The sequence below is a fragment of the Vreelandella sp. 2A-K22 genome, assembly GCF_054065485.1.
In genome coordinates this window covers 1-20,481 of sequence record NZ_JBSUGC010000027.1, presented here as the reverse complement: position 1 = coordinate 20,481, position 20,481 = coordinate 1, and the positions used below count along the sequence as shown (strand labels likewise).

At 55.8% G+C, this 20,481-nt stretch carries 16 protein-coding genes and 1 pseudogene; 7 read left to right on the top strand and 10 right to left on the bottom strand.

Annotated elements, in window-relative coordinates; genetic code table 11:
* Positions 1-523: pseudogene (locus ACW17M_RS23570) on the bottom strand (transketolase); the annotation flags it as partial.
* A gap of 254 nt (positions 524-777) precedes the next feature.
* Here ACW17M_RS23570 and metK point away from each other — a divergent pair.
* Positions 778-1,998 carry a methionine adenosyltransferase gene (metK, locus tag ACW17M_RS23565; RefSeq protein ID WP_138801673.1) on the top strand — a complete coding sequence of 407 codons (1,221 nt, stop codon included), beginning with the start codon at positions 778-780 and terminating at the stop codon, positions 1,996-1,998.
* Positions 1,999-2,130: 132 nt separating this feature from the next.
* Positions 2,131-3,801 (top strand): NAD-dependent DNA ligase LigB, encoded by a 1,671-nt coding sequence (gene ligB / locus ACW17M_RS23560; RefSeq protein ID WP_457548190.1) that lies wholly within the window; start codon positions 2,131-2,133, stop codon positions 3,799-3,801.
* Here the strand turns inward: ligB and ACW17M_RS23555 are convergent.
* The gene (locus ACW17M_RS23555) at positions 3,798-4,733 is read right to left on the bottom strand and encodes an AEC family transporter (protein WP_009288656.1); all 936 of its coding nucleotides are present in this window, start codon (positions 4,731-4,733) and stop codon (positions 3,798-3,800) included. The two genes, ligB and ACW17M_RS23555, sit on opposite strands and share 4 nt — an antisense overlap.
* A 142-nt stretch (positions 4,734-4,875) precedes the next feature.
* On the opposite strand from ACW17M_RS23555, the gene metF reads away from it, so the two are divergent.
* Complete coding sequence (metF, locus tag ACW17M_RS23550; protein WP_233975507.1) at positions 4,876-5,718, top strand: methylenetetrahydrofolate reductase [NAD(P)H]; 843 nt, start codon at positions 4,876-4,878, stop codon at positions 5,716-5,718.
* Between the two features lie 100 nt (positions 5,719-5,818).
* On the opposite strand, the gene ACW17M_RS23545 is transcribed toward metF, so the two are convergent.
* From ACW17M_RS23545 to prlC, 4 genes are all read right to left on the bottom strand, one after another.
* On the bottom strand, positions 5,819-8,020 hold the full coding sequence (locus ACW17M_RS23545; protein WP_041159558.1) for a TRAP transporter permease: 2,202 nt from the start codon (positions 8,018-8,020) through the stop codon (positions 5,819-5,821).
* Between the two features lie 103 nt (positions 8,021-8,123).
* Positions 8,124-9,116 (bottom strand): TAXI family TRAP transporter solute-binding subunit, encoded by a 993-nt coding sequence (locus tag ACW17M_RS23540; protein ID WP_041159559.1) that lies wholly within the window; start codon positions 9,114-9,116, stop codon positions 8,124-8,126.
* 319 nt (positions 9,117-9,435) lie between these two features.
* A complete protein-coding gene (locus ACW17M_RS23535) occupies positions 9,436-9,687 on the bottom strand; it encodes a YheV family putative zinc ribbon protein (RefSeq protein ID WP_027958898.1) in 252 nt (83 codons plus the stop codon).
* Positions 9,688-9,743: 56 nt separating this feature from the next.
* Positions 9,744-11,792, bottom strand: coding sequence for an oligopeptidase A (gene prlC / locus ACW17M_RS23530; protein WP_342585254.1), 2,049 nt, complete (start codon positions 11,790-11,792; stop codon positions 9,744-9,746).
* Between the two features lie 193 nt (positions 11,793-11,985).
* Between prlC and ACW17M_RS23525 the strand changes: the two genes are divergently transcribed.
* From ACW17M_RS23525 to ACW17M_RS23515, 3 genes are all read left to right on the top strand, one after another.
* Entirely contained in the window at positions 11,986-13,326 is a 1,341-nt protein-coding gene (locus ACW17M_RS23525) for a sodium-dependent transporter (protein ID WP_457548189.1), read from the top strand.
* Between the two features lie 48 nt (positions 13,327-13,374).
* Entirely contained in the window at positions 13,375-13,920 is a 546-nt protein-coding gene (locus ACW17M_RS23520; protein ID WP_027958895.1) for a gamma carbonic anhydrase family protein, read from the top strand.
* Between the two features lie 129 nt (positions 13,921-14,049).
* Positions 14,050-14,721: a metal-dependent hydrolase gene (locus ACW17M_RS23515; RefSeq protein ID WP_027958894.1), complete on the top strand. Its 672-nt coding sequence runs from the start codon at positions 14,050-14,052 to the stop codon at positions 14,719-14,721.
* On the opposite strand, the gene ACW17M_RS23510 is transcribed toward ACW17M_RS23515, so the two are convergent.
* Genes ACW17M_RS23510 through ACW17M_RS23500 form a run of 3 tightly spaced genes read right to left on the bottom strand, consistent with a single transcriptional unit; the run spans position 14,697 to position 18,761 of the window.
* Positions 14,697-16,079 carry a sigma-54-dependent transcriptional regulator gene (locus tag ACW17M_RS23510; protein ID WP_009288649.1) on the bottom strand — a complete coding sequence of 461 codons (1,383 nt, stop codon included), beginning with the start codon at positions 16,077-16,079 and terminating at the stop codon, positions 14,697-14,699. The two genes, ACW17M_RS23515 and ACW17M_RS23510, sit on opposite strands and share 25 nt — an antisense overlap.
* Complete coding sequence (locus tag ACW17M_RS23505; RefSeq protein WP_159175978.1) at positions 16,072-17,991, bottom strand: sensor histidine kinase; 1,920 nt, start codon at positions 17,989-17,991, stop codon at positions 16,072-16,074. The genes ACW17M_RS23510 and ACW17M_RS23505 overlap by 8 nt, the downstream gene beginning before the upstream one ends.
* Positions 17,988-18,761, bottom strand: coding sequence for a GntR family transcriptional regulator (locus ACW17M_RS23500; protein ID WP_027958892.1), 774 nt, complete (start codon positions 18,759-18,761; stop codon positions 17,988-17,990). The genes ACW17M_RS23505 and ACW17M_RS23500 overlap by 4 nt, the downstream gene beginning before the upstream one ends.
* Before the next feature lie 298 nt (positions 18,762-19,059).
* Between ACW17M_RS23500 and lldD the strand changes: the two genes are divergently transcribed.
* A complete protein-coding gene (gene lldD / locus ACW17M_RS23495) occupies positions 19,060-20,211 on the top strand; it encodes an FMN-dependent L-lactate dehydrogenase LldD (RefSeq protein ID WP_009288646.1) in 1,152 nt (383 codons plus the stop codon).
* Positions 20,212-20,266: 55 nt separating this feature from the next.
* Here lldD and ACW17M_RS23490 read toward each other — a convergent pair.
* On the bottom strand, positions 20,267-20,481 hold a 215-nt coding region (locus tag ACW17M_RS23490; RefSeq protein WP_457548188.1), incomplete at its 5' end, for a hypothetical protein.

Genomic DNA, 20,481 nt, shown 5'->3' with positions numbered 1-20,481 from the left:
ACTGCTGGGTACCGGCCAGCGAGGCCGCTTCGTGGGAGATACCTTCCATTAAGCAGCCGTCACCCAGGAAACACCAGGTGTGGTGATCGACGATGGTGTGACCGGGACGGTTAAACTGCGCCGCCAGGGTTTTTTCCGCGATGGCAAAACCCACGGCGTTAGCAAAGCCCTGACCCAGCGGGCCAGTGGTGGTCTCAATGCCCGGCGCGTAGCCGAATTCCGGGTGTCCGGCAGTAGGCGAGTGCAACTGGCGGAAATTCTGCAGCTGTTCCAGGCTTAGCTCGTAGCCGCTGAGGTGGAGCAGCGAGTAAAGCAGCATGGAGCCGTGGCCATTGGAGAGCACAAAGCGGTCGCGATCGGCCCACTTGGGGTCTTCGGGATTGTGCTTGAGGTAGTCATTCCATAGCACCTCGGCGATATCAGCCATACCCATGGGGGCGCCTGGGTGGCCGGATTTGGCCTTCTGAACGGCATCCATGGACAGGGCGCGAATGGCATTGGCTAGCTCAAAACGGGACGGCATGGGGGTGCTCCTCGCCTGAAAACAGAAATTATAAAGGCGCTATTGTCGCTGACTTCCCATGTTGCGGCAAATGTAGCGGCAAATTCTGGGGATCACGTTCTGGGAAGCATCGCCGACAGCGTGTAGACTCTGCCTCCCGACGCGGTAGAAAAGTAATGCTATCGCTTCACTAATACGGGCAGGGGACACCTGCCATGATTTCCTGCTGATGCTGTGGATTAAATACAGCCGTCATACAGAGGGTAGAGTGCGCGATGAGCGAATATTCCCTGTTTACCTCCGAGTCCGTCTCCGAAGGTCATCCCGATAAGATTGCCGATCAGATCTCTGACGCAGTGCTAGATGCCATTATCGCCCGCGATAAACAGGCCCGCGTTGCCTGTGAAACCATGGTGAAAACCGGGGTGGCGATCATTGCCGGTGAAATCACCACCTCCGCCTGGGTCGATTTAGAAACCCTCGTGCGTGATGTGATTATCAGCATTGGCTATAACTCGTCCGACGTGGGCTTTGACGGCGCGACCTGCGGCGTGGTTAACCTGATTGGCAAGCAGAGTGTCGAGATTGCCCAAGGCGTTGACCGCAGCAAACCGGAAGATCAGGGCGCTGGCGACCAGGGCTTGATGTTTGGCTACGCGACTAACGAAACCGACTCTTTTATGCCGGCACCGATCCACTACTCTCACCGGCTGGTCGAACGTCAGGCCGAACTGCGTAAAAATGGCCTGTTGCCGTGGCTACGCCCGGATGCCAAGAGTCAGGTAACCTTCCGCTATAACGCCGAAGGCCAGCCCTGCGGTGTCGATGCCATCGTTCTCTCTACCCAGCACGACCCAGATATTGATCAGGAAGACCTGCGCAAAATGATCAAGCGCGAGGTCATCGAGCAGGTGATCCCCGCTGAGTGGTTGGATGAGAGTACCCAGTACCATATCAACCCGACCGGCAAATTCGTGATTGGCGGCCCGGTAGGTGATTGTGGGCTGACTGGACGTAAAATTATCGTCGACACCTATGGCGGCATGGCACGCCACGGTGGTGGTGCGTTCTCGGGCAAAGACCCCTCTAAAGTGGATCGCAGCGCTGCCTATGCGGGCCGCTATGTGGCCAAGAACGTGGTGGCCTCAGGCCTGGCTGACAAGTGTGAGATTCAGGTCTCCTACGCGATTGGCGTTGCCGAGCCGACGTCGGTCTCCATCGATACCTTCGGCACCGGTAAAATTGACGATGCCAAGATCGTTGCACTGGTTCGCGAGCACTTTGATCTGCGCCCCTACGCGATCACCAAAATGCTTGACCTGCTGCACCCAATGTATCAGCTCACCGCCGCTTACGGTCACTTTGGCCGGGCACCGTTCGAGCACAGCTACACCTGGAACGACGATAAAGGCCAAGCGCATACCGAAACCTTTACCGCCTTCCCGTGGGAAAAGATTGATAAGGCTGAAGCACTGCGTAAGGCCGCCGGTTTGTAAGAGATTCGCTACACCGTTTGTAAGAAATGGATTAAATCGCCCCTTTGGCTTCGGCCGAGGGGCTTTTTTTATGTCCGTTGCGCTAGGCTAAGCCTAAAAGCTGATGTGTTACCGCGGGGGTAAGGAATGTTGTTGAGTGTACGAACTTGGCTATTGGGCGGCCTGATCTGGCTTGTCACTTTTTCCGCACAGGCTGCCCAATGCCCTGATTGGCCGGAGGAGCGCCTAAGCCGCGAAAGCAAGGCGCTGGCTGAGCAGGTTCACCGCTGGGACACTGCCTACCATGACGAGGGCGCCGCGCTGATTGATGATGCCCTTTACGACCAAGCGGTTGAGCGCCTAGCCACTTGGCAGCGTTGCCTGGGCACTGTACCGGACCATCGCCCGCTTACACGCGTTACACGTAGCAGCGGCACTCTTGAGCATCCGGCTGCGCAGCGTGGGCTTGATAAAGCCGATGACGATGGCGTCAGACGTTTTACCAGCCGCCGCGAAGACCTGTGGATCCAGCCCAAAGTGGACGGCGTGGCGATTACGTTGCGCTATGAAAATGGCGAACTGGTCGAAGCCGTTAGCCGTGGCGACGGCGAGCGGGGCCAGGACTGGACAGTCCGTGCCCGGCAACTCCCTGCCATTCCCAATACGCTACCCGAGCCTATTTCTGCAGTACTCCAAGGCGAGCTGTATTGGCGGTTAACCCAACACGTGCAGTCGCGTTCACCCGCATCGGGTGCACGGGGTGCCGTGGCGGGAGCAATGGCGCAATCCTCCCCCACAGCGGCCACCCTTGAGCGTATTGGCCTGTTTGTCTGGGGCTGGCCCGATGGCCCTACCGCAATGCAGGAACGTTTAGCACGGCTAAGTGAACTGGGCTTTGATAGCGCTGACTACACTCATCCACTGGATGACCGCCATGATGCCGGTTATTGGCGCGATAGTTGGTTTAACGGGCCGTTGCCGTTTGCCACCGACGGGGTGGTGATTAAGCAAGCCGAGCGACCCGGTGTACGCCGCTGGTCATCATCACCGCCTGAATGGGCCATTGCCTGGAAATATCCCGCCCAGCAGGCGCTAGCGGAAGTGCGCGGCATTGAGTTTCGTGTTGGGCGCACTGGGCGTGTGACGCCGTTGGTGTGGCTTAATCCGGTGCTGCTAGAGGGGCGGCGTATTAGCCGCGTCTCGTTAGGCTCACTGGAGCGCTGGGAGTCACTGGATGTCCGTCCCGGTGACCAAGTAGCGATTTCGCTAGCGGGATTAACGATTCCCAAGTTAACCGAGGTGGTGTGGCACACTCAGGAGCGCTCGCCGCTGACACCGCCTTCACCCCAGCGCTTTAACCTGCTGAGCTGCTTTGAATTAACGCCCGGCTGCGATGATCAATTGCTGGCGCGGCTTAGCTACCTTGGCGAGCAGCTTGGTATGCAGGGTATCGGTGAAGGTACTTGGCAAGCGCTAATGGATGCGGGCGTAGTCACGCATTTACTGGACTGGCTGGATGTCGAACCGCGCCAGCTGCAACAGGCCTACGGCATTGGTGAGGCGACCACTGAAACGTTACTGGAACAGTTTCAAGTCGCCAAGGGCAAGTCGTTTTCGGCCTGGTTAAGCGCGCTGGGGGCGCCGCCAGGTAGCGAGTCGGTTCGCGGGGATTGGGATGAGCTAGCGGGCTACCAGCGCGAACAGTGGCAAGCCGTTCCCGGCGTTGGCCCGGTTCGCGCTGACGCGCTGGTAGCATTTTTTAGCCACCCCGAGATACAGCACATGGCTCGACAGCTTAACGAAGCAGGTGTGGCTGGTTTTTAGCCTAGTCCTGTGAGACGCAGCATCAAACCCAGATAAAGCGGAATCAGCAGCGGCGCGAGCAGTGTCGTCACCAGCACCGCTAATGCGCCTTTTTGCGGTTGAATGCCCAGCTCCATGGCCACCACCACTACGTTGGAAGCCATGGGTACCACGCCTATCAACAGCAGCGCCATGGCCAGCTCCGTGGAAAGAGGTGCCGCCCACTGTAGTATTAAAGCGGCCCCCAACATAACGAGCGGCCAGAGCAGGTAGCGAAGACCCAGGCAGGCGGCTACAAAGCGTGAATCCCAGGCGGCAAGCGTTACTTGGCTAAGCGTCATGCCAATAATCATCATGCCCAGCAGTGTGTAGGTGGCGGGGAAGACTTGCAGCGAACTCATTACTGCAGCGGGTATGGTTATTTCAAGGGCGCTAAGCAGTAACGCGAATAGGAACGCATAGATAAGCGGTAAGCGAGAAATTTTGATCAGGCTCTCTCGTACTGAAAAACGCCCGCGTGCGCTAAGGTAAAAGCCCACGGTGAATTCGTAAATATTAATCCCCAGCATACAGAACAGGTAAAGAGTAACACCTTCAGGGGGGAGCAAAATCAGCGCAATCGGTAGGCCGAAATAGCCGGTATTACCCGTTCCTGAGGAGAACGCCAGCAGAGCAGCCTCCTGTTCACCAAAACGGTGGCGAGTAATACGCTGTACCACCAGTGCCATCAGGCTTGCCAGAATGAACAGTGCTAATGTGAGTAAGAGGTAGTCAGGTGTTGGGCCGCCGTTCATCAGCGCGCGAAAAATCGTAAAAGGCGCTATCAGGTAAACCAGCAGCGTCGCAATCGGGCGAGGATCTAGCTTGAGTCGTTGGGCGGCGAGCCAGCCTAACCCCACGTAGCTGAGTAGCATGAGTAGCGGCCCAACGAGCGCCCCTGGTGCAAGATCCATTTATCCTCCCGTCGTATGTGGTGGCTCGCTAACATGAGCCGAATTAAAGGCCAAGCGTGGAATCTTTCATTAGCCCCAGCGCGCTGTAACAGCGAGAATACCTCAAAATATCATCACTTTTGATCACTAATAAGGAAACCCCATGAGCAGCCATGAGCATCCGCTAGGTATCAGCTTTGAATTCTTTCCGCCCAGTACCGATGCTGGGCGCGACAAGCTGATCCACGTTCGCGATGAACTGGCCGCCCGAAAACCACGTTTTTTCTCAGTTACTTACGGTGCTGGTGGGTCTACCCAAGCGCGTACCCGTGAGGTGGTGCGTGCGGTCGGTGAAAGCGGTATTAATACCGCTCCGCATCTCTCCTGCATTGGCAGTGAAAAAGCGCAGTTGCGTGATCTGCTGGCGCAGTACCGCGAGGAAGGGATCGAGAGCCTCGTCGCGCTGCGTGGTGATATGCCCTCAGGTATGGGAAGCATTGGTGAGCTACGTTATGCCAACGAACTGGTTGAGTTTATTCGCGCGGAGACGGGCGACCATTTCGACATCGCAGTGGCTGCTTACCCTGAATCTCATCCACAGGCGCCTAATCTTGATAAGGATGTGGAAAACTTTGCGCGTAAAATGAAGGCGGGCGCCAATATGGCCATCACCCAGTACTTCTTCACCGCTGACGCCTATTTCAACTTCGTTGATAAAGCCCGCGCGCTGGGCGTCGAGCAGCCGATTATTCCCGGTATCATGCCGATTACCAACTACACCAAGCTGGCGCGTTTCTCTGACGCCTGCGGTGCCGAGATCCCGCGCTGGATTCGCAAGCAGTTGGAGTCCTATGGCGACGACAGTGAAGCGATTGCCGCCTTTGGCACCGATGTGGTGAGCCGTCTTTGCCAGCGATTGCTAGAGGGCGGAGCGCCAGGCCTGCACTTCTACACGCTTAACCAGGCGGCGCCGGTGCTGAGAATCGTCGATAACCTGGCTGGTTAACCAAGCCGCTTTATTTGCTTACCTTGTGCCCATTAAAAACCCTGCTCAACCATTGTTGAGCAGGGTTTTTTTACGCTTAGCGTTTAGCGGCTTAAACCAATCAGCCAGCTTGCGCCGTTTTGCTACCACCGCCGTTCACCTTACGCTGCATCATGAATAGCACGATACCAATCGCAAGGCCGGCAATGTCGGTATAGATACCGCCGTAGATTAAAAACAGCGCGCCTACCAGCATGACGACACGCTGCACTAGGTTAACGGGGCCAAAGAACCATTTCTGTACCATGCCTGAAAGCAGCACAATGCCCAGCGTTGCAGTTAACCCAACGCGCAGGATCTGCATCGGTGAGCCTTCCATCAGCATGGCCGGGCTGTAGAAGAACATAAACGGCACAATGAACGCGGCCAAGCCAATCTTGAACGAGGCCACCGAGGTGCCCATGGGGTTGTCGCCGGAGATACCGGCCGCGGCATAGGAGGCCAAGGCAACAGGGGGGGTAATCGCGGAGACGACCGCAAAATAGAACACAAAGAAGTGAGCAATCAGCGGCTCAATGCCGATATTGATCAAGCCGGGAGCGACCACGGAAGCGGCCACCGCATAGGCAGCAGTAGTAGGCATACCCATGCCGAGTAGAATACTGATCAGCATGGCGAACACTAGTGCCAGCAGTTGGCTCACGCCCGCTAAGCCAAGTAGCAGTGACGAGAAACGCGCGCCCACACCGGTCAGCGAGATAACCCCGACGATTAAGCCCGCGCAGGCGCACACGGCGATAATCTGAATCGACATGGTGCCCGCAATCTGCAGTGCTTTTAGAATCGCGCGAAAGCCCATCTTGTTGGGAGAAATCCAGCTCACCACAGCGGCTGAAGCGGTTGCCAAGGTGCCCGCGCGAATCACCGAGTAGCCCATAAACAGGGCGACTATCAGAATAATAATCGGCGCGAACAGATAGACCTGCTTGACCAGCTTCGAGAACAGAGGGATCTCATCTTTGCGCATGCCTCGCATGCCTTTTCGGGCGGCTTCAAAGTCGACCATAAAGTAGATAGAGGCAAAATACAGAATCGCCGGAATGACGGCGGCCAGAGCAATTTCGGTATACGGAATACCGGTCACTTCAGCCATGATGAACGCGCCAGCACCCATGATTGGCGGCATGATTTGCCCACCGGTTGAAGCCGCGGCTTCAATGGCGCCAGCGCTTCGCGCGGGGTAGCCGACTTTCTTCATCAAGGGAATAGTCAATGAGCCGGTGGAAACCACGTTACCCGCTGACGTGCCGTTAATCATCCCCATCAAGCCAGAGGCAAAAATCGCTACCTTGGCAGGGCCACCACGGGCACGGCCAGCGGCGGCAAAAGCAAAGTTAACGAAGTAGTCGCCGACTTTAGAGGCCTGCAGGAAAGCGGCAAAAATAATGAACAGAATAATATAGGTCGACGACACTGCGGTGGTGGGGCCGAGAATACCGGCGTCGGTATACACCTGACTAAAGAAGCGCTGGAGTGACAGCCCCGGATAGCCTAAAAAGCCTGGCAAATACGGGCCGGCGAATACGTAAGTCAGGAAAACCGCGGAGATCACCACCAACGCTAGGCCTGCGACACGGCGGGTAAGCTCCAGAATCAGCAGAGAGCCCGCGATGGCCGCCCAGGAAATACCGGCTGGCGCAAAAGAGGTGCCTGTAGACATACGGATATTGGTGTTATACGCCACCAGTAAATAGCCAGCGCTGGCCAGCGCGCAGACCATCAGTACCAAATCGGCAGGATTGAAGCGGTGCTGTGCCTGACGATAAAACCATGACAGCACAATAGCCGTCGCCGTTGTCGCCATTAGCGGATAGCCGTAGTGCCAGTTCTCAATGTTCGGATCGATGCGCATGGCACCGCCGCTAAGCGTCTGGTACATCACAAACACTTGCGCCAGCGTATAGGCGGCGGGAATTAGTAACGCGTAGCTAAGCCATTTGATCCAGGCACCTGACGCCTGATGATCGTCGTCGGCAAAACGAGCACCGGAAAAGAGCCCGTAACCGAGAATAAGCGCACCGGCAATATGCACGATACGAAACGACCAGGTTTCCATCGGATACACGTTGAGTGAAATCAGATGGAAACTTGAGTAAGCGATCGCTAATGCCGCAAATAGTACGAACTGCCAGCCTGTAAACAGACGGCGATTGGGTTCAACAACGTCTTCATCGACACCGTCGGCAATGGACTCTGGTATCACTGATGCCGCATGGGCATCATCCTGGAGATCATTGGATTCTTGGTCGGTTTTGTGACTCATTAGAGTTCACCCTCACAGCAAAAGCAGACAAAGGGGTAGCAGCAGCGAAAGCTGCCCCGTCCAGCGGGGCCGGAAACGGGGCAGCCAGAACGGTAAACGTTGCTTAGTTGATCATGTCATCAGCAATTTCATAGCCGTTCTCTTCGTACCAGCGTGCAGCGCCGGGGTGGAACGGTAGTACGGTGTTGTGCTTGATATTTTCTGGGATGGTAGTCGCCGCGCTGCGATGTACAGATTGCATGCGGTCATTGTTTTCCATGGTGGCTTTGGTGACTTCATAAACGAAGTCTTCCGGTAGATCACAGCCTGCAATAGCGAAGTTCCACATGGAGACGGCGCGCGCGTCATCTTCGAGTGTTTCATAAGTGCTAGCTGGGATCATAAACTCAGCAACGGGGAAGTTTTCCAGCACTGTGGCCAGCTCTTCTTCATTAAACTCAATGATGTTGACGTCAGTTTGTACTTCCAACTGGCTAACGGCGGGAATCGGAATGCCGGCAGCGAAGGCAACAACGTCAAGCAGACCATCCTGCAACTGACCGCCCAGGTCTGACCAGCCGCCGTTGCGGCGCTCAAAGTCAACGCCTAGGGTTTCTAGAATCGCTGGGAAGTAGGTGTCAGAGGTTGAGGCAGCCGGGCCAAAACCGATGCGCGCGCCATCAGGAATGTCGGAAATTGACTCAATACCGCTGTCAGAAAGCGCGGTAATGGAGAATGGCGTTTCGTACATGGGGAACATGGCGCATACATTGTCCATCTTCATTCCAGGCGCCAGCGGGCTTTCACCTTTAACGGCATCAGAAGCGGGGCCCATGGTGGTTAAGCCAAATGCCATATCGCCTGTGTGCACCAGTGCCAGGTTTTGAGTCGGGCCACCGGTGACTTCACCACCGCCAGATACACCCAGCTCATCAGCGATAAAGTTGGCCCAGCCTGAACCGTAGACAAAGTAAGTGCCGCCTTGGCTAGCGGTGCCCACGGTAAAGTTATCGGGCCAATCGGAGCGGTCTGCTTGCGCTTGGGCACTGCTGGCAGCGGCTACAAGCAGAGCGCTGCTGGCGAGAAGAGTGAACGTTTTAGGCATATGTTTGCGCATGGCGAAAATTCCTAGCTGTTATTGGGGTTATATACTGGCAGCGTCAAAAGGTGCTACCAGTCGATACTGCGTTAAGCAGGGTATCCAGGGTATATAGCAGCGATAGTTGTGCCATTTTAAATTTATGTTTTTAAAAACATATGTTTATAGATATTTTATGCGACTTTGGTGGAAAGCGCTTTTTGCCAGAGTGTCCGGTTGTTCGCACGTCGGCGGTTATTTAGTGTGTGGATAACCGCACATAAATGGTGTTGCCGATACGTTATCGCTGTGAGGGAGTAAGGAAAGATTGAACACGCCATCCTTGGCGGGGAGGGAGTTAACGCGAGGATTTACCTGGATCCAAAATACGTACGGGTTGCACATCCTGCTGCTTCTGATCGTCACGTACCTGGTTGACCCGGGTGGTCATTTCGGTAAGCGCATCCTCTTCGATGGGCAGTTGCTCGAAAAAATCGCAACTGACGCATTCTCGGTAGCGAATACCGTTTTGCTCCCAGGCACGGATCCGATCCATCGCCGCGCAGCGCGGGCAAGTAACACCGGCGATAAAGCGTTTCACACTAGACATCATTAGACTCCAAGAGCGCGCCCTCTAAGTGGAGGGCGCGCATAGGTTTTGCAGATTTAAGCAGCGCGAATGCCGCTATGGCGCAGTAGCGGTTCGACGCTCGGCTCTCGGCCTCGAAAGGCGACAAACAGGTCGGCTGCATCGCGGGCGCCGCCCTGCTCCAGGATTTCGCGACGAAAGCGCTGGCCCGTTTCAGGATCGAAAATACCGGTCTCTTCAAAGGCGCTCCAGGCGTCCGCCGAGAGCACTTCAGCCCACTTGTAGCTGTAGTAACCAGCCGCATAGCCACCGGCAAACACGTGGCCAAAACTATTTTGGAAGCGGTTGAATGGCACTTTCGGCAGCACAGACACCGCTTCGCGCACCTCATCTAACAAGGCTTGCACATCGCTGGCGCTGGGGGCGCTAAGTTCATGGTGCAGACGCAGATCAAACAGCGAGAACTCGATTTGGCGCATCATACCCATGGCTGACTGGAAATTCTTGGCTGCCTGCAGGCGCTCAAGCAGCTCTGCTGGCAGCGGTTCACCACTATCCACGTGTTTGGCGAGTAGATCTAAGCCTTCACGCTCCCAGCAGTAGTTTTCCATAAACTGGCTGGGCAGCTCTACGGCATCCCAAGCGACGCCGTTAATGCCGGAAATATCGGCGATCTGCTGCTGGGTCAGCATATGGTGGAGGCCATGGCCAAACTCATGGAACAGCGTGGTGACTTCGTCGTGGGTGAGCAGTGCCGGGCGGCCGTTTACCGGGGCAGTAAAGTTGCAGGTCAGGAAGGCGACGGGCAGTTGCAGACCCTGCTCGGTTTGACGACGCACCCGGCAGTCGGCCATCCAGGCACCGCCACGCTTACCTTCGCGGGCGTAGAGATCCAGATAGAAACCGGCAATGGGTTGGCCGTTTTCGGTGAGGCGGAAATAGCGCACGTCATCATGATAGCGGGGTGCTTGGGTATCTTCTTCAAAGCGCACGCCGTAAAGGCGTTCAACCACCTGAAACAAGCCATCGATTACCTGGGGTGCTGGAAAATAGGGGCGTAATTGCTCCTGGGAGATCGAGTGGCGCGCTTCGCGTAGTTTTTCGCTGGCATAGGCAACATCCCACGGTTCCAGCGTCTCTAGGCCGAGTTCTTCTCGGGCATAAGCACTGAGTTCTGCAAACTCCTCCTTCGCCTGAGGCAACGCACGGCGGGCTAAGTCGTTGAGAAAATCGAGCACCTGCTCGGGAGATTCCGCCATTTTGGTGGTGAGAGAGTAATCGGCATAGGTGGCAAAGCCGAGCAATTGGGCCATTTCATTGCGCAGTGCCAGGATCTCTTCCATGATCGCCGCGTTATCGAATTTGCCCGCATCTGGGCCTTCATCAGACGCACGGGTAACAAAAGCGGTATAGACCTCCCGGCGCAGCTCGCGGTTATCGGCATAGCTAACCACCGGGAAGAAGCTGGGGAAATCCAGGGTAATACGGTAGCCCGCAACGCCTTTCGCCTCGGCGGTGGCTTTTAAGGTGTCGAGAGCACTTTCCGGCACCCCCGCTAACGTCTCTTGGCTATCGATGTCCTTGTGCCATGCCTGGGTAGCATCCAGCACGTTATTGGAGAACTGATTTGACAGCAGTGAGAGCCGCGACTGAATCTCGCCGTAGCGGGCTTTCTGGTCAGCAGGAAGATCAACACCGGCAAGGCGGAAATCGCGTAGGGCGTTCTCCACGGTGCGCCGCTGTGCGGCATCCAGGTGCTTCCAGGCCGGGCCATCTTTCAATGCTTGCCAGCCACGAAACAACCCTTCGTGCTGGCCTACCCAGGTGCCGAAGTCGGAGAGCTTCCCAAGGCATGCCTGATACGCTTCGCGCATTTCCGGCGAGTTCATGGTGCCATTGAGGTGCGAAACCGGTGACCACGCCTTGGTGAGCCGATCATTCACCGCTTCAAGGGGCGCTGCAAAAGTGTCCCAGGTAGGCGGGGTAGCGGCTGCCTGCTCGGCGAGGCGATCAATGGCCTCTCGGCTTTCGCTTAGCAGCGTCTCCACGGCAGGCTCCACGTGCTCGGCGCGAATCTCAGCAAAGGGGGGCAGCGCGTGCGTTTCAAGCAGCGGATTGGTGGACATGGGCACCTCGATTGGCATCGTTTTAAAAACCGTTAGTGAGCGCAAAACGCGCAATAATAATGACACAGTGTGGGCGGTGGTGCTGTGTTTCAATGTTAGCCTCAACAACTATGTTTAATGCCAGGGTTTGGCCTGCACGCAAGCGCCTGCTAGTCTTGCCGCCTTTTAATGCCACCAATGGCAGGAGCATGTGATGAGCGAAACGCTGGAGCGCTGGGGGTCGAAGCGGGCCTTTATCTTGGCGGTAACAGGTGCTGCGGTGGGGTTAGGCAACATCTGGCGCTTCCCTTACGTGGCCGGAGAGAACGGCGGTGCGGCATTTTTACTGATTTATGTGGCGTTTGTGCTGCTGCTGGGTATCCCGGTCATGATGGCGGAGATTCTGATTGGCCGTGCCGGGCGACGCGGGCCAATGCAAGCGTTGAGTGCCTTGGCGGCCGAGGCGGGGGCTTCGCCTCGCTGGCGCTGGTTGGGGCTATTCGGGGCGTTCACCGTGTTCTGCATTTTATCTTTCTACTCGGTGGTGTCCGGCTGGTCGATTGAGTTTTTGGTGGCCTCTGTTAACGGCCATTTCAATGGCGCGAGTGCCGCAGAGATTGGCGTCGGTTTTGAAGCCTTCTTGGCCAACCCTGGGCTGCTGATCTTCAACCACTCGCTATTTCTGTTTATGACCATGACGGTCGTGGCGGCGGGTGTTGCCAAGGGGTTAGAGCGGCTGAATAACCTGCTGATGCCGCTGCTGTATCTGTTGTTGCTGCTATTAGCGGGCTATGCCGCGACGACTGATGGCTTTGCCCCCGCCTTGGCGTGGCTGTTTTTACCCTCTTTCGAGGCGATAACCCCCGCGGTGGTGGTTCACGCCATGGGGCACGCGTTCTTTACTTTGGCGGTGGGCGCCTGTGCTTTGATGGCGTATGGCGCTTATATGCCGGAAGAGCAAAGCCTGCCTAAAGCCGCTGTGGCAGTCGCCGTACTCGATATTAGCGTGGCGTTACTGGCGGGGATCGCTATTTTCTCGGTGGTATTTGCTCAAGGCATGGATCCCACTGATGGCCCAGGGTTAATGTTTGTCACCCTGCCCATTGCGTTTTCTGAGCTGCCCTGGGGCTCTGTATGGCTGAGCGTGTTCTTCTTACTGCTGCTACTGGCCACCTGGACATCGGCCATTAACCTCGCGGAGCCGATGGTCGCAACGTTACAGGGTTTGGGGCTGCGTCGCAGTATCTCGACTGCCATTGTGGCGCTCAGCGTCTGGTTGATCGGGCTGTTATCGGCCTTCTCTTTTTCAACCCTGGCGGAATTTCGGCCGCTATTTGGACGCAATGTCTTCGAGCTTGTCAGCAGTATACCGCCGGATGTTTTCCTGCCTTTGGGCGGCCTATTGATAGCGGTTTTTGCCGCTTGGGTAATGCCTCGCGATAAAGTGGTAAGCGCGTTAGGCGTTGGTGAAAGGGGCTACCTGGTGTGGCGCAATATCATTCGCTGGGTGTCGATTCCGCTGACCTTTATTGTTCTGCTGGCCGGGTTGCTATAGTGGGGTAACTGAATTCTCTAAGCTATCCAACAACCCTAGGAACGAGTTATGAGTAGTGCATTAAGGCCCTATCAAGGTATGGAACCCCAATTGGGTGAGCGCGTTTATATTGATCCGGCCAGTGTGGTCATTGGTGATGTGGTGATGGGTGACGACTGCTCTGTCTGGCCGATGACGGTTATCCGTGGCGATATGCACCGTATTCGTATCGGTGCGCGTACCAGCGTGCAGGACGGCAGCGTGCTACATATTACCCACGCCAGTGATTTTAGTCCGGAGGGGTTTCCGCTCACCATTGGCGATGATGTGACCATCGGCCATAAAGCGATACTGCATGGCTGCACCTTGGGAAGTCGGATCCTGGTAGGGATGGGCGCGATTGTAATGGATGGCGCGGTCGTTGAGGACGAGGTCATTATTGCTGCAGGCGCCGTGGTAACGCCGGGTAAGCATTTGGAGAGTGGCTATGTGTATGCCGGTAACCCCGCCAAAGCAATGCGACCACTCAAAGACAAAGAGCGTGCTTTCTTTCCCTATACCGCAGGTAACTACGTTAAATTGAAAGACCGCTTTCTGGCCGAAGTCACCCGCTAGCGACTTTTTCTAGGCTTTCCCTAAGCGATTGCTAAGCCAACCTTTTTTCTTAAATTAGTCATGTCGCGAACACTAAAAGTCTGTTAATTTATACAGTTTTCTGTTTTGCAGACTCTGGGATGCCGCGTCATGGCTAATTTTCGCACGCATATTACGGTGGCAGCGGCGGGCGGCATGCTGATAGCTTACGTAGGTTGGAAAGGCCAGTGGTGGCCACCCTCCCAAGCGCTGGTGATGATTGCATTAGTCACCTTTGGCGGCATTTTGCCCGACATTGATGCTGATCGTTCCCACTCTATCCGTTTGATATTCAATCTGCTTTCGGTGCCCGCCTTGGTATTAGGCGCCTTGTTGTTACAGCCATGGCTCACGCCGGGGGCGTTGTTGATTGCCTGTGGCGGAATCTACTTCTGTGTGCGCTATTTGGCGGGGGTGCTGTTCTCGCGTTTTACCGTGCACCGCGGTATTTGGCATTCACTGCTAGCGGGCGGGCTATGCAGCCTGCTCACCGCCGCGTTAAGTTTTAATTTGCTCAGCCAACCAGCGTGGCTAGCGTGGTCTCACGGTGCGGCCACCTTAGTAGGGTTTTTGATCCACTTGAGTTTGGATGAGATATACAGCGTTGATCTTGAAGGCGCGCGGCTAAAACGCTCGTTTGGTACGGCGCTCAAGCTAGGCGACAGCCGGCGGCCAATGTCTAACCTGCTAATGTTGATTGCCACATTAACGCTGGTGCCCTGGGTGCCGCCCTGGTCTGTCTTGGGGGAGTTGTTGCATCAAGGCTCGCTGCTGTGGCGATAGTCGTCGGCATTGAGGCCGTGCTTTTTAAGTTTGTCGTAAAAGGTTTTGCGCGGAATGCCCAAGTGGTGACAAACATCGGTTACCCGTCCATGGTAGCGCGACAGAGATTGGCTGATCAGGCTCTTTTCAAACAGCTCTACCTGGCGCGGCAAAGTAGGCTCTTCGGTGTCGGCGTTGACCCCTTCCAGCAGCGCATCCAGACGATAGTCAAAGGCGGCGCCCAGTAGCACGTAACGCTCGGCAAGGTTCCGCAGCTCGCGCACGTTGCCGGGCCAATCATGGGCCAGCAGGGCGGCAATGGCGGGGCTGTCGAGGGTCGGTGCTTCTAGCCCGCTACGATTGGCAGCGACCACGGCAAAGTGCTGGAACAGCAAGGGGATATCCTCACGCCGCTCGCGCAGAGCAGGCAGCGGCAGGGTGACAACGTTTAGCCTATAGTAAAGGTCTTCGCGAAAACTCCCCTCTTCGGAGGCGGCTTTGAGATCCACCTTGGTGGCCGCAATCACCCGAATATTGAGCGGAACTGTTTCATTGGCGCCTAACCGCTCAACGCTGCGTTCCTGCAGCACCCTCAGCAGCTTGACCTGCAGCGCCATGGGCATCGATTCGATCTCATCCAGAAACACGGTGCCGCCGTTAGCGTGTTCAAACTTGCCGATTCGCCGCTCTACTGCACCCGTGAAAGCGCCTTTTTCATGGCCAAACAGCTCGGACTCAATGGTGTTTTCGGGCACCGCGCCGCAGTTGATCGCCATAAAGGGGCTGTTGCGCCGGCCGCTGCGTTCGTGAATTGCACGGGCCACGAGGTCTTTACCGGTACCTGTTTCACCGAATAGCAGAACGTCGGCTTCTACTTGGCTGATACGCTGAATCATCGCCGCGAGCCTGGATATGATGGGTGTGCGCCCAACGAGTCGCGGTCCCAACGCGGCTTGTTGCACTTCAAGTTCAGCTTTAAGACGGTGGTTTTCCAAGCTGAGTTGGCGCTTCTCTATGCCTCGGCGTACTACGTCCAGCAACTGATCACCGGCAAACGGCTTCTCAAGAAAATCCCATGCTCCTGCGCGCATGGCTTCTACGGCCGTGGAAATGTCGCCGTGACCGGTGATTAAAATAATCGGCAGAGTGGCGTCGCGGCTGTGTAACTCATGGAGCAGTGCCATACCATCCATTCCCGGCATGCGGATATCACTGACAATGACACCTGGGAAGTCCGGTGTTAATGCTGCCAGGGCTTGTTCCGCTGATTCGAAGCAGTAGGGCGTGTAGCCTGCAAGCTCGAGGGTTTGGCTGGCGGTGATCCGCAGATGCGGTTCGTCGTCGATCACCATGACCGGCAGCGTCGACGGCTCATGCATACGAGGAGTTCTCCTGGGGGTGAGTTAGCGGTGAGTGGGGCAGGGCGATAGTGAAGCAAGCGCCGCCTTCGGGTCGATTAGTTGCCTGTAACTTGCCGCCTAAATCGTCCATGATACGCGACGAAATCGAGAGTCCTAGGCCTAAACCACTCCCCGGCGCTTTGGTGGTAAAAAAGGGTTCGAAAATATGCCCTAAGTGCTCCTCGGGAATGCCAGGGCCATTATCGGTAACGCTAATAATGACCTGCTGCTGGTGTATTTGGGCGCCCAGAGTAAGTTGTGGCGCAGGTACGCCTTTCATGGCCTGCAGCGCATTACCGATTAAATTGACCAACACTTGTTCCAGACGCACTAGATCGCCTTGCACCCATAGTGTTTCATTGGGCCACTCCTGAGTAATGGAGATGTTGCCTTCGCGCAGGCGGCTTTGAAACAGGCGAAGAGCATAGTCGATACAGGCTTGTACCGAAATCGCCTCCTGGTGCTCGCTGCTCTTACGTGAAAACTGGCGCAGCTGAGCGCTGATGTCCGCCATACGCTCGGTCAGTTCAACAATTTGTTCAAGGTTGGCATCCGCTTTTTCGTGGCGTGCTAATGCCATAAAACGGCGGGCGTTTTCCGCGTAAGCGCGAATAGCCGCCAGTGGTTGATTAAGTTCATGGTTGATGCCCGCGGCGAGCTGCCCCAACACAGCGAGTTTGGCGGCTTGAATAAGCTCGTCTTGGGTCTGGCGTAAATTGGCCTCTGCACGGCGGCGCTCTTCAATTTCATCCGATAGGCGTTGGTTGCTGGCCACCAGATCACGGGTGCGGCGCTCTACGCTTACCTCAAGTTCGTCACGCACGCGTGCCAAGGTATTGCGCTCGCGCTCGGCAAACGCTTCGCGTTCACGGCGCAGCCGTAGGCGCTGCCAGCCAATACCTGCGCCGAGAGTGACCACGCCGTAGAGGCCGCCTGCCATGAGGGCGGCAATCCACTGAGCGCTAATCACCGGTGTTAGCGGCTTTAAAATATGCATTTGCCAGCCAAATTCAGGGACATGTCGGGTCAAACTAAGATAGTCGCTACTGCTCAATGGGCCTTGGGAGAAACTGACCAACTGGCTTCCCTGTCGGTAAGGTGCATTGATTTCAATACCCGAGGGTGACAATGGCTCCATGGCATAGCGGCGCGTTTCTCTTAGGGCTTGACGCTGCTCATCGGTGAGTGGGTAGAGCGCGTTCATGCGTAGTTCGGGGTGGCTGGCCATGAAAATGATGTCGTCGCTATCAGTGACAAATAGCTCGGCATCCTGCTCAGCCCAGCTCTCTTCAACATCATCTAAAAGCACTTTAACTACTAGCACGCCGTCTGGCTGTGCATCGGGCGAGGTGTCGTCTAGCCATATGGGCGATGAAAAGTAGTAGCCCCGTTCAAGAGACTTGATGCCCAAACCAAAAAAGCGCCCCTGGCCTCCGGCAATGGCATCGGTGTAGTAGGAGCGGAAAGCATAGTTCTGGCCAATAAAGGTGTTAGGGCGGTGCCAATTGCTGGCGGCGATCGTGTCGCCATCGTGATTGAGTAAATAGACGTCTGAAACCCCCGCTGTAAAGCGGAAACGATCCAGTAGCATATTTAGCGGCATCGGGTCTTGGCTATCGGGAGAGGCCAAAAAACGCTGCACGCCTTCCCGAGTGGCAAGCATTTGCGGCAAGTAGTCGTAGCGCAGTAAATAGCCGTTTAAGTTGGCGGCAGACAGCCGCAGCTCGTTTTCGGCATCATCCTGTAAGTTGGAAAGCGCTTGTTCACGCGCCAACTGGGCGGCCTGCCACATGCAAAACAGCAAGCCGAGTGAAATAACCAGCAGCCACAGGCGCCGCCAGCGTGGCGGCAAGGGGGTGGGCGCTTGGTTATTCATACCAGCGCTGTTCATGCTGACGTCTTACTACTGCCTTGAGCGCGGCGAAGGGCACGCTGGGCGCGCGTCTCAGCCCTCGCCATCTCAAGTAGACCTTCTTCGACAAACACTAAGTGCTCATGGGCGCGAGTGCGGGCATCCTCCGCGCGGCCTTCCAAAATGGCATTGAGTAGGGCGCGGTGCTGTTGCATTAACTGACTGCGCGAACCCTCCTTGGCGAATAAATGGGCCAGGTTATTTACAATGCTCTTCTCTAGCAGGTGAAAAATGCCGCGAATGGTATGCAGCAGTAGAACATTGTGAGCAGCTTCGGCAATCGCTAAGTGGAACGCTGCATCTAGTTTGGCTTCTTGGATAGGGTCGGCACCGGCAAAACCGCCGTCGAGCTCTTCAAAGCGCTGAATAAGCACGGACTTATCGGCGGGTGTTGAGCGCAGCGCAGCGTAGTAGGCGGATATACCTTCCATAGCGTCGCGGAATTCAAGTAAGTCTAGGTTAAATTCGCCGTGACGAGAGAGCATCTCCAGCAAGGGGTCGGTATAACCATTGCTGAGGTCATCGTTAACAAAAGTGCCGCCGCCTTGGCGGCTGGTTAGTAGGCCACGAGCGGCTAGTTTCTGAATAGCTTCCCGTAAAGAGGGGCGCGAAACACCAAACCGTTCGGCTAATTCACGTTCGGGAGGTAAGCGCTCGCCTGGTTTTAGGCTGCCTTCTAGCATCATAGCTTCAAGGCGTTCAGTAATTACATCGGCCAAGCGCTGCTGGCGGAGCGGTGGGTAGCTCATATTGAATAGCTCATGTCGATTTGCGTCCGCAATTGGTAAGACCAATATTAAGATCTTTGAGGTTTGATCTCAAGCGTCTGCGAAGTAGGATTTAACGCTAATAAAACGCATTAATAGCGACTTTAAACTAAAGTATAGCGGGATGAGGTGCTAAGGAGTGATATCACCGTTTGACACGCTTAGGGCGGCTCACTACTGTTGGTGCTAGTTTTTTTGTCAATTGGTAAAACCAATTTTCCACTTTGGGGCGCCGGTGTATAGCGCATCCATTGTATAGGGCTATTACACAGGGCTATCCATGATCATTTCTGCTTCCACTGATTATCGCCAAGCGGCCAAGCGTCGTATCCCCCCTTTTCTATTTCACTACGCTGACGGTGGTTCCTACGCGGAGCATACGCTGCGACGCAATGTTGAGGATCTTGCTGGTGTCGCTTTGCGTCAGCGTGTGTTGAAGGATATGTCTTCACTATCATTGGAGACCACACTGTTCGGCGAAGCGCTTGCTATGCCGGTCGCCTTGGCGCCGGTGGGGTTGGCAGGAATGTATGCTAGGCGTGGTGAAGTGCAAGCTGCGCGGGCAGCTGCTAATAAGGGGGTGCCGTTTACACTGTCGACAGTATCGGTGTGTCCAATCGACGAAGTGGCCTCTGCGGTTGATCGGCCTATCTGGTTTCAGCTTTATGTGTTGAAAGATAGAGGATTTATGAAGCATGTCTTGGAGCGAGCCAAAGCCGCTGGCGTCAAGACACTGATCTTTACCGTCGATATGCCCGTGCCGGGGGCACGCTATCGAGATGCACATTCAGGCATGAGCGGTAAGCGCGGCCCAATGCGGCGTATGCTTCAAGCAGCAACACACCCTTTTTGGGCCTGGGACGTGGGTGTTAATGGCCGTCCCCATGACTTGGGTAACGTGTCTGATTATCGCGGCAAGCCAACGGAGCTAGAAGACTATATTGCCTGGCTGGGTGACAACTTTGATCCGGCCATCTCATGGAAGGACTTGGAGTGGATTCGTGAGCTCTGGGAGGGTCCAATGATCATCAAAGGGATTCTCGACCCCGAGGATGCTCGTGATGCGGTTCGCTTCGGCGCGGATGGTATCGTTGTTTCCAATCATGGTGGTCGTCAGCTAGACGGTGTCCCCTCTACCGCGCGTGCGCTGCCTGCTATCGCTGATGCGGTTAAGGGCGATTTGGCCATTCTAGCCGACTCCGGCGTACGCAGTGGACTTGATGTTGTGCGCATGATCGCCATGGGGGCGGATACCGTATTGATTGGGCGTGCTTTTATCTATGCACTTGCTACAGCCGGAGAGGCGGGCGTTTCCCATCTGCTTGAGCTGTTTGAAAAGGAGATGCGGGTTGCAATGACGCTCACCGGGGCGCGTAGCATCGCCGACCTAGGGGCTGATTCGCTGGTGCCAGACTCGCTCCGCGGTATCTGAGGGCCATTGTCAGTACCTCTATCAGTATTAGGGTTAAAAACCGCTTGCCAACCCGTCAGCGAATCCGTAAAGTACGCATCCGCTGCCGGGGACGCCAAGCGTTACCGGCGGTGAATGAAGTGTAAAAGCTTGGGTTTGTCAATGAGTTAGCGGTTTTGGATGTGGTCAGGTTTGCATCGAAAACAACGCCCTTGACAACCACCAGGAAATGCGTAGAATACGCCTTCCTCGCTGAGGCAAGCCAGTTCAACGGCAAGCCGTGTGGCCCAG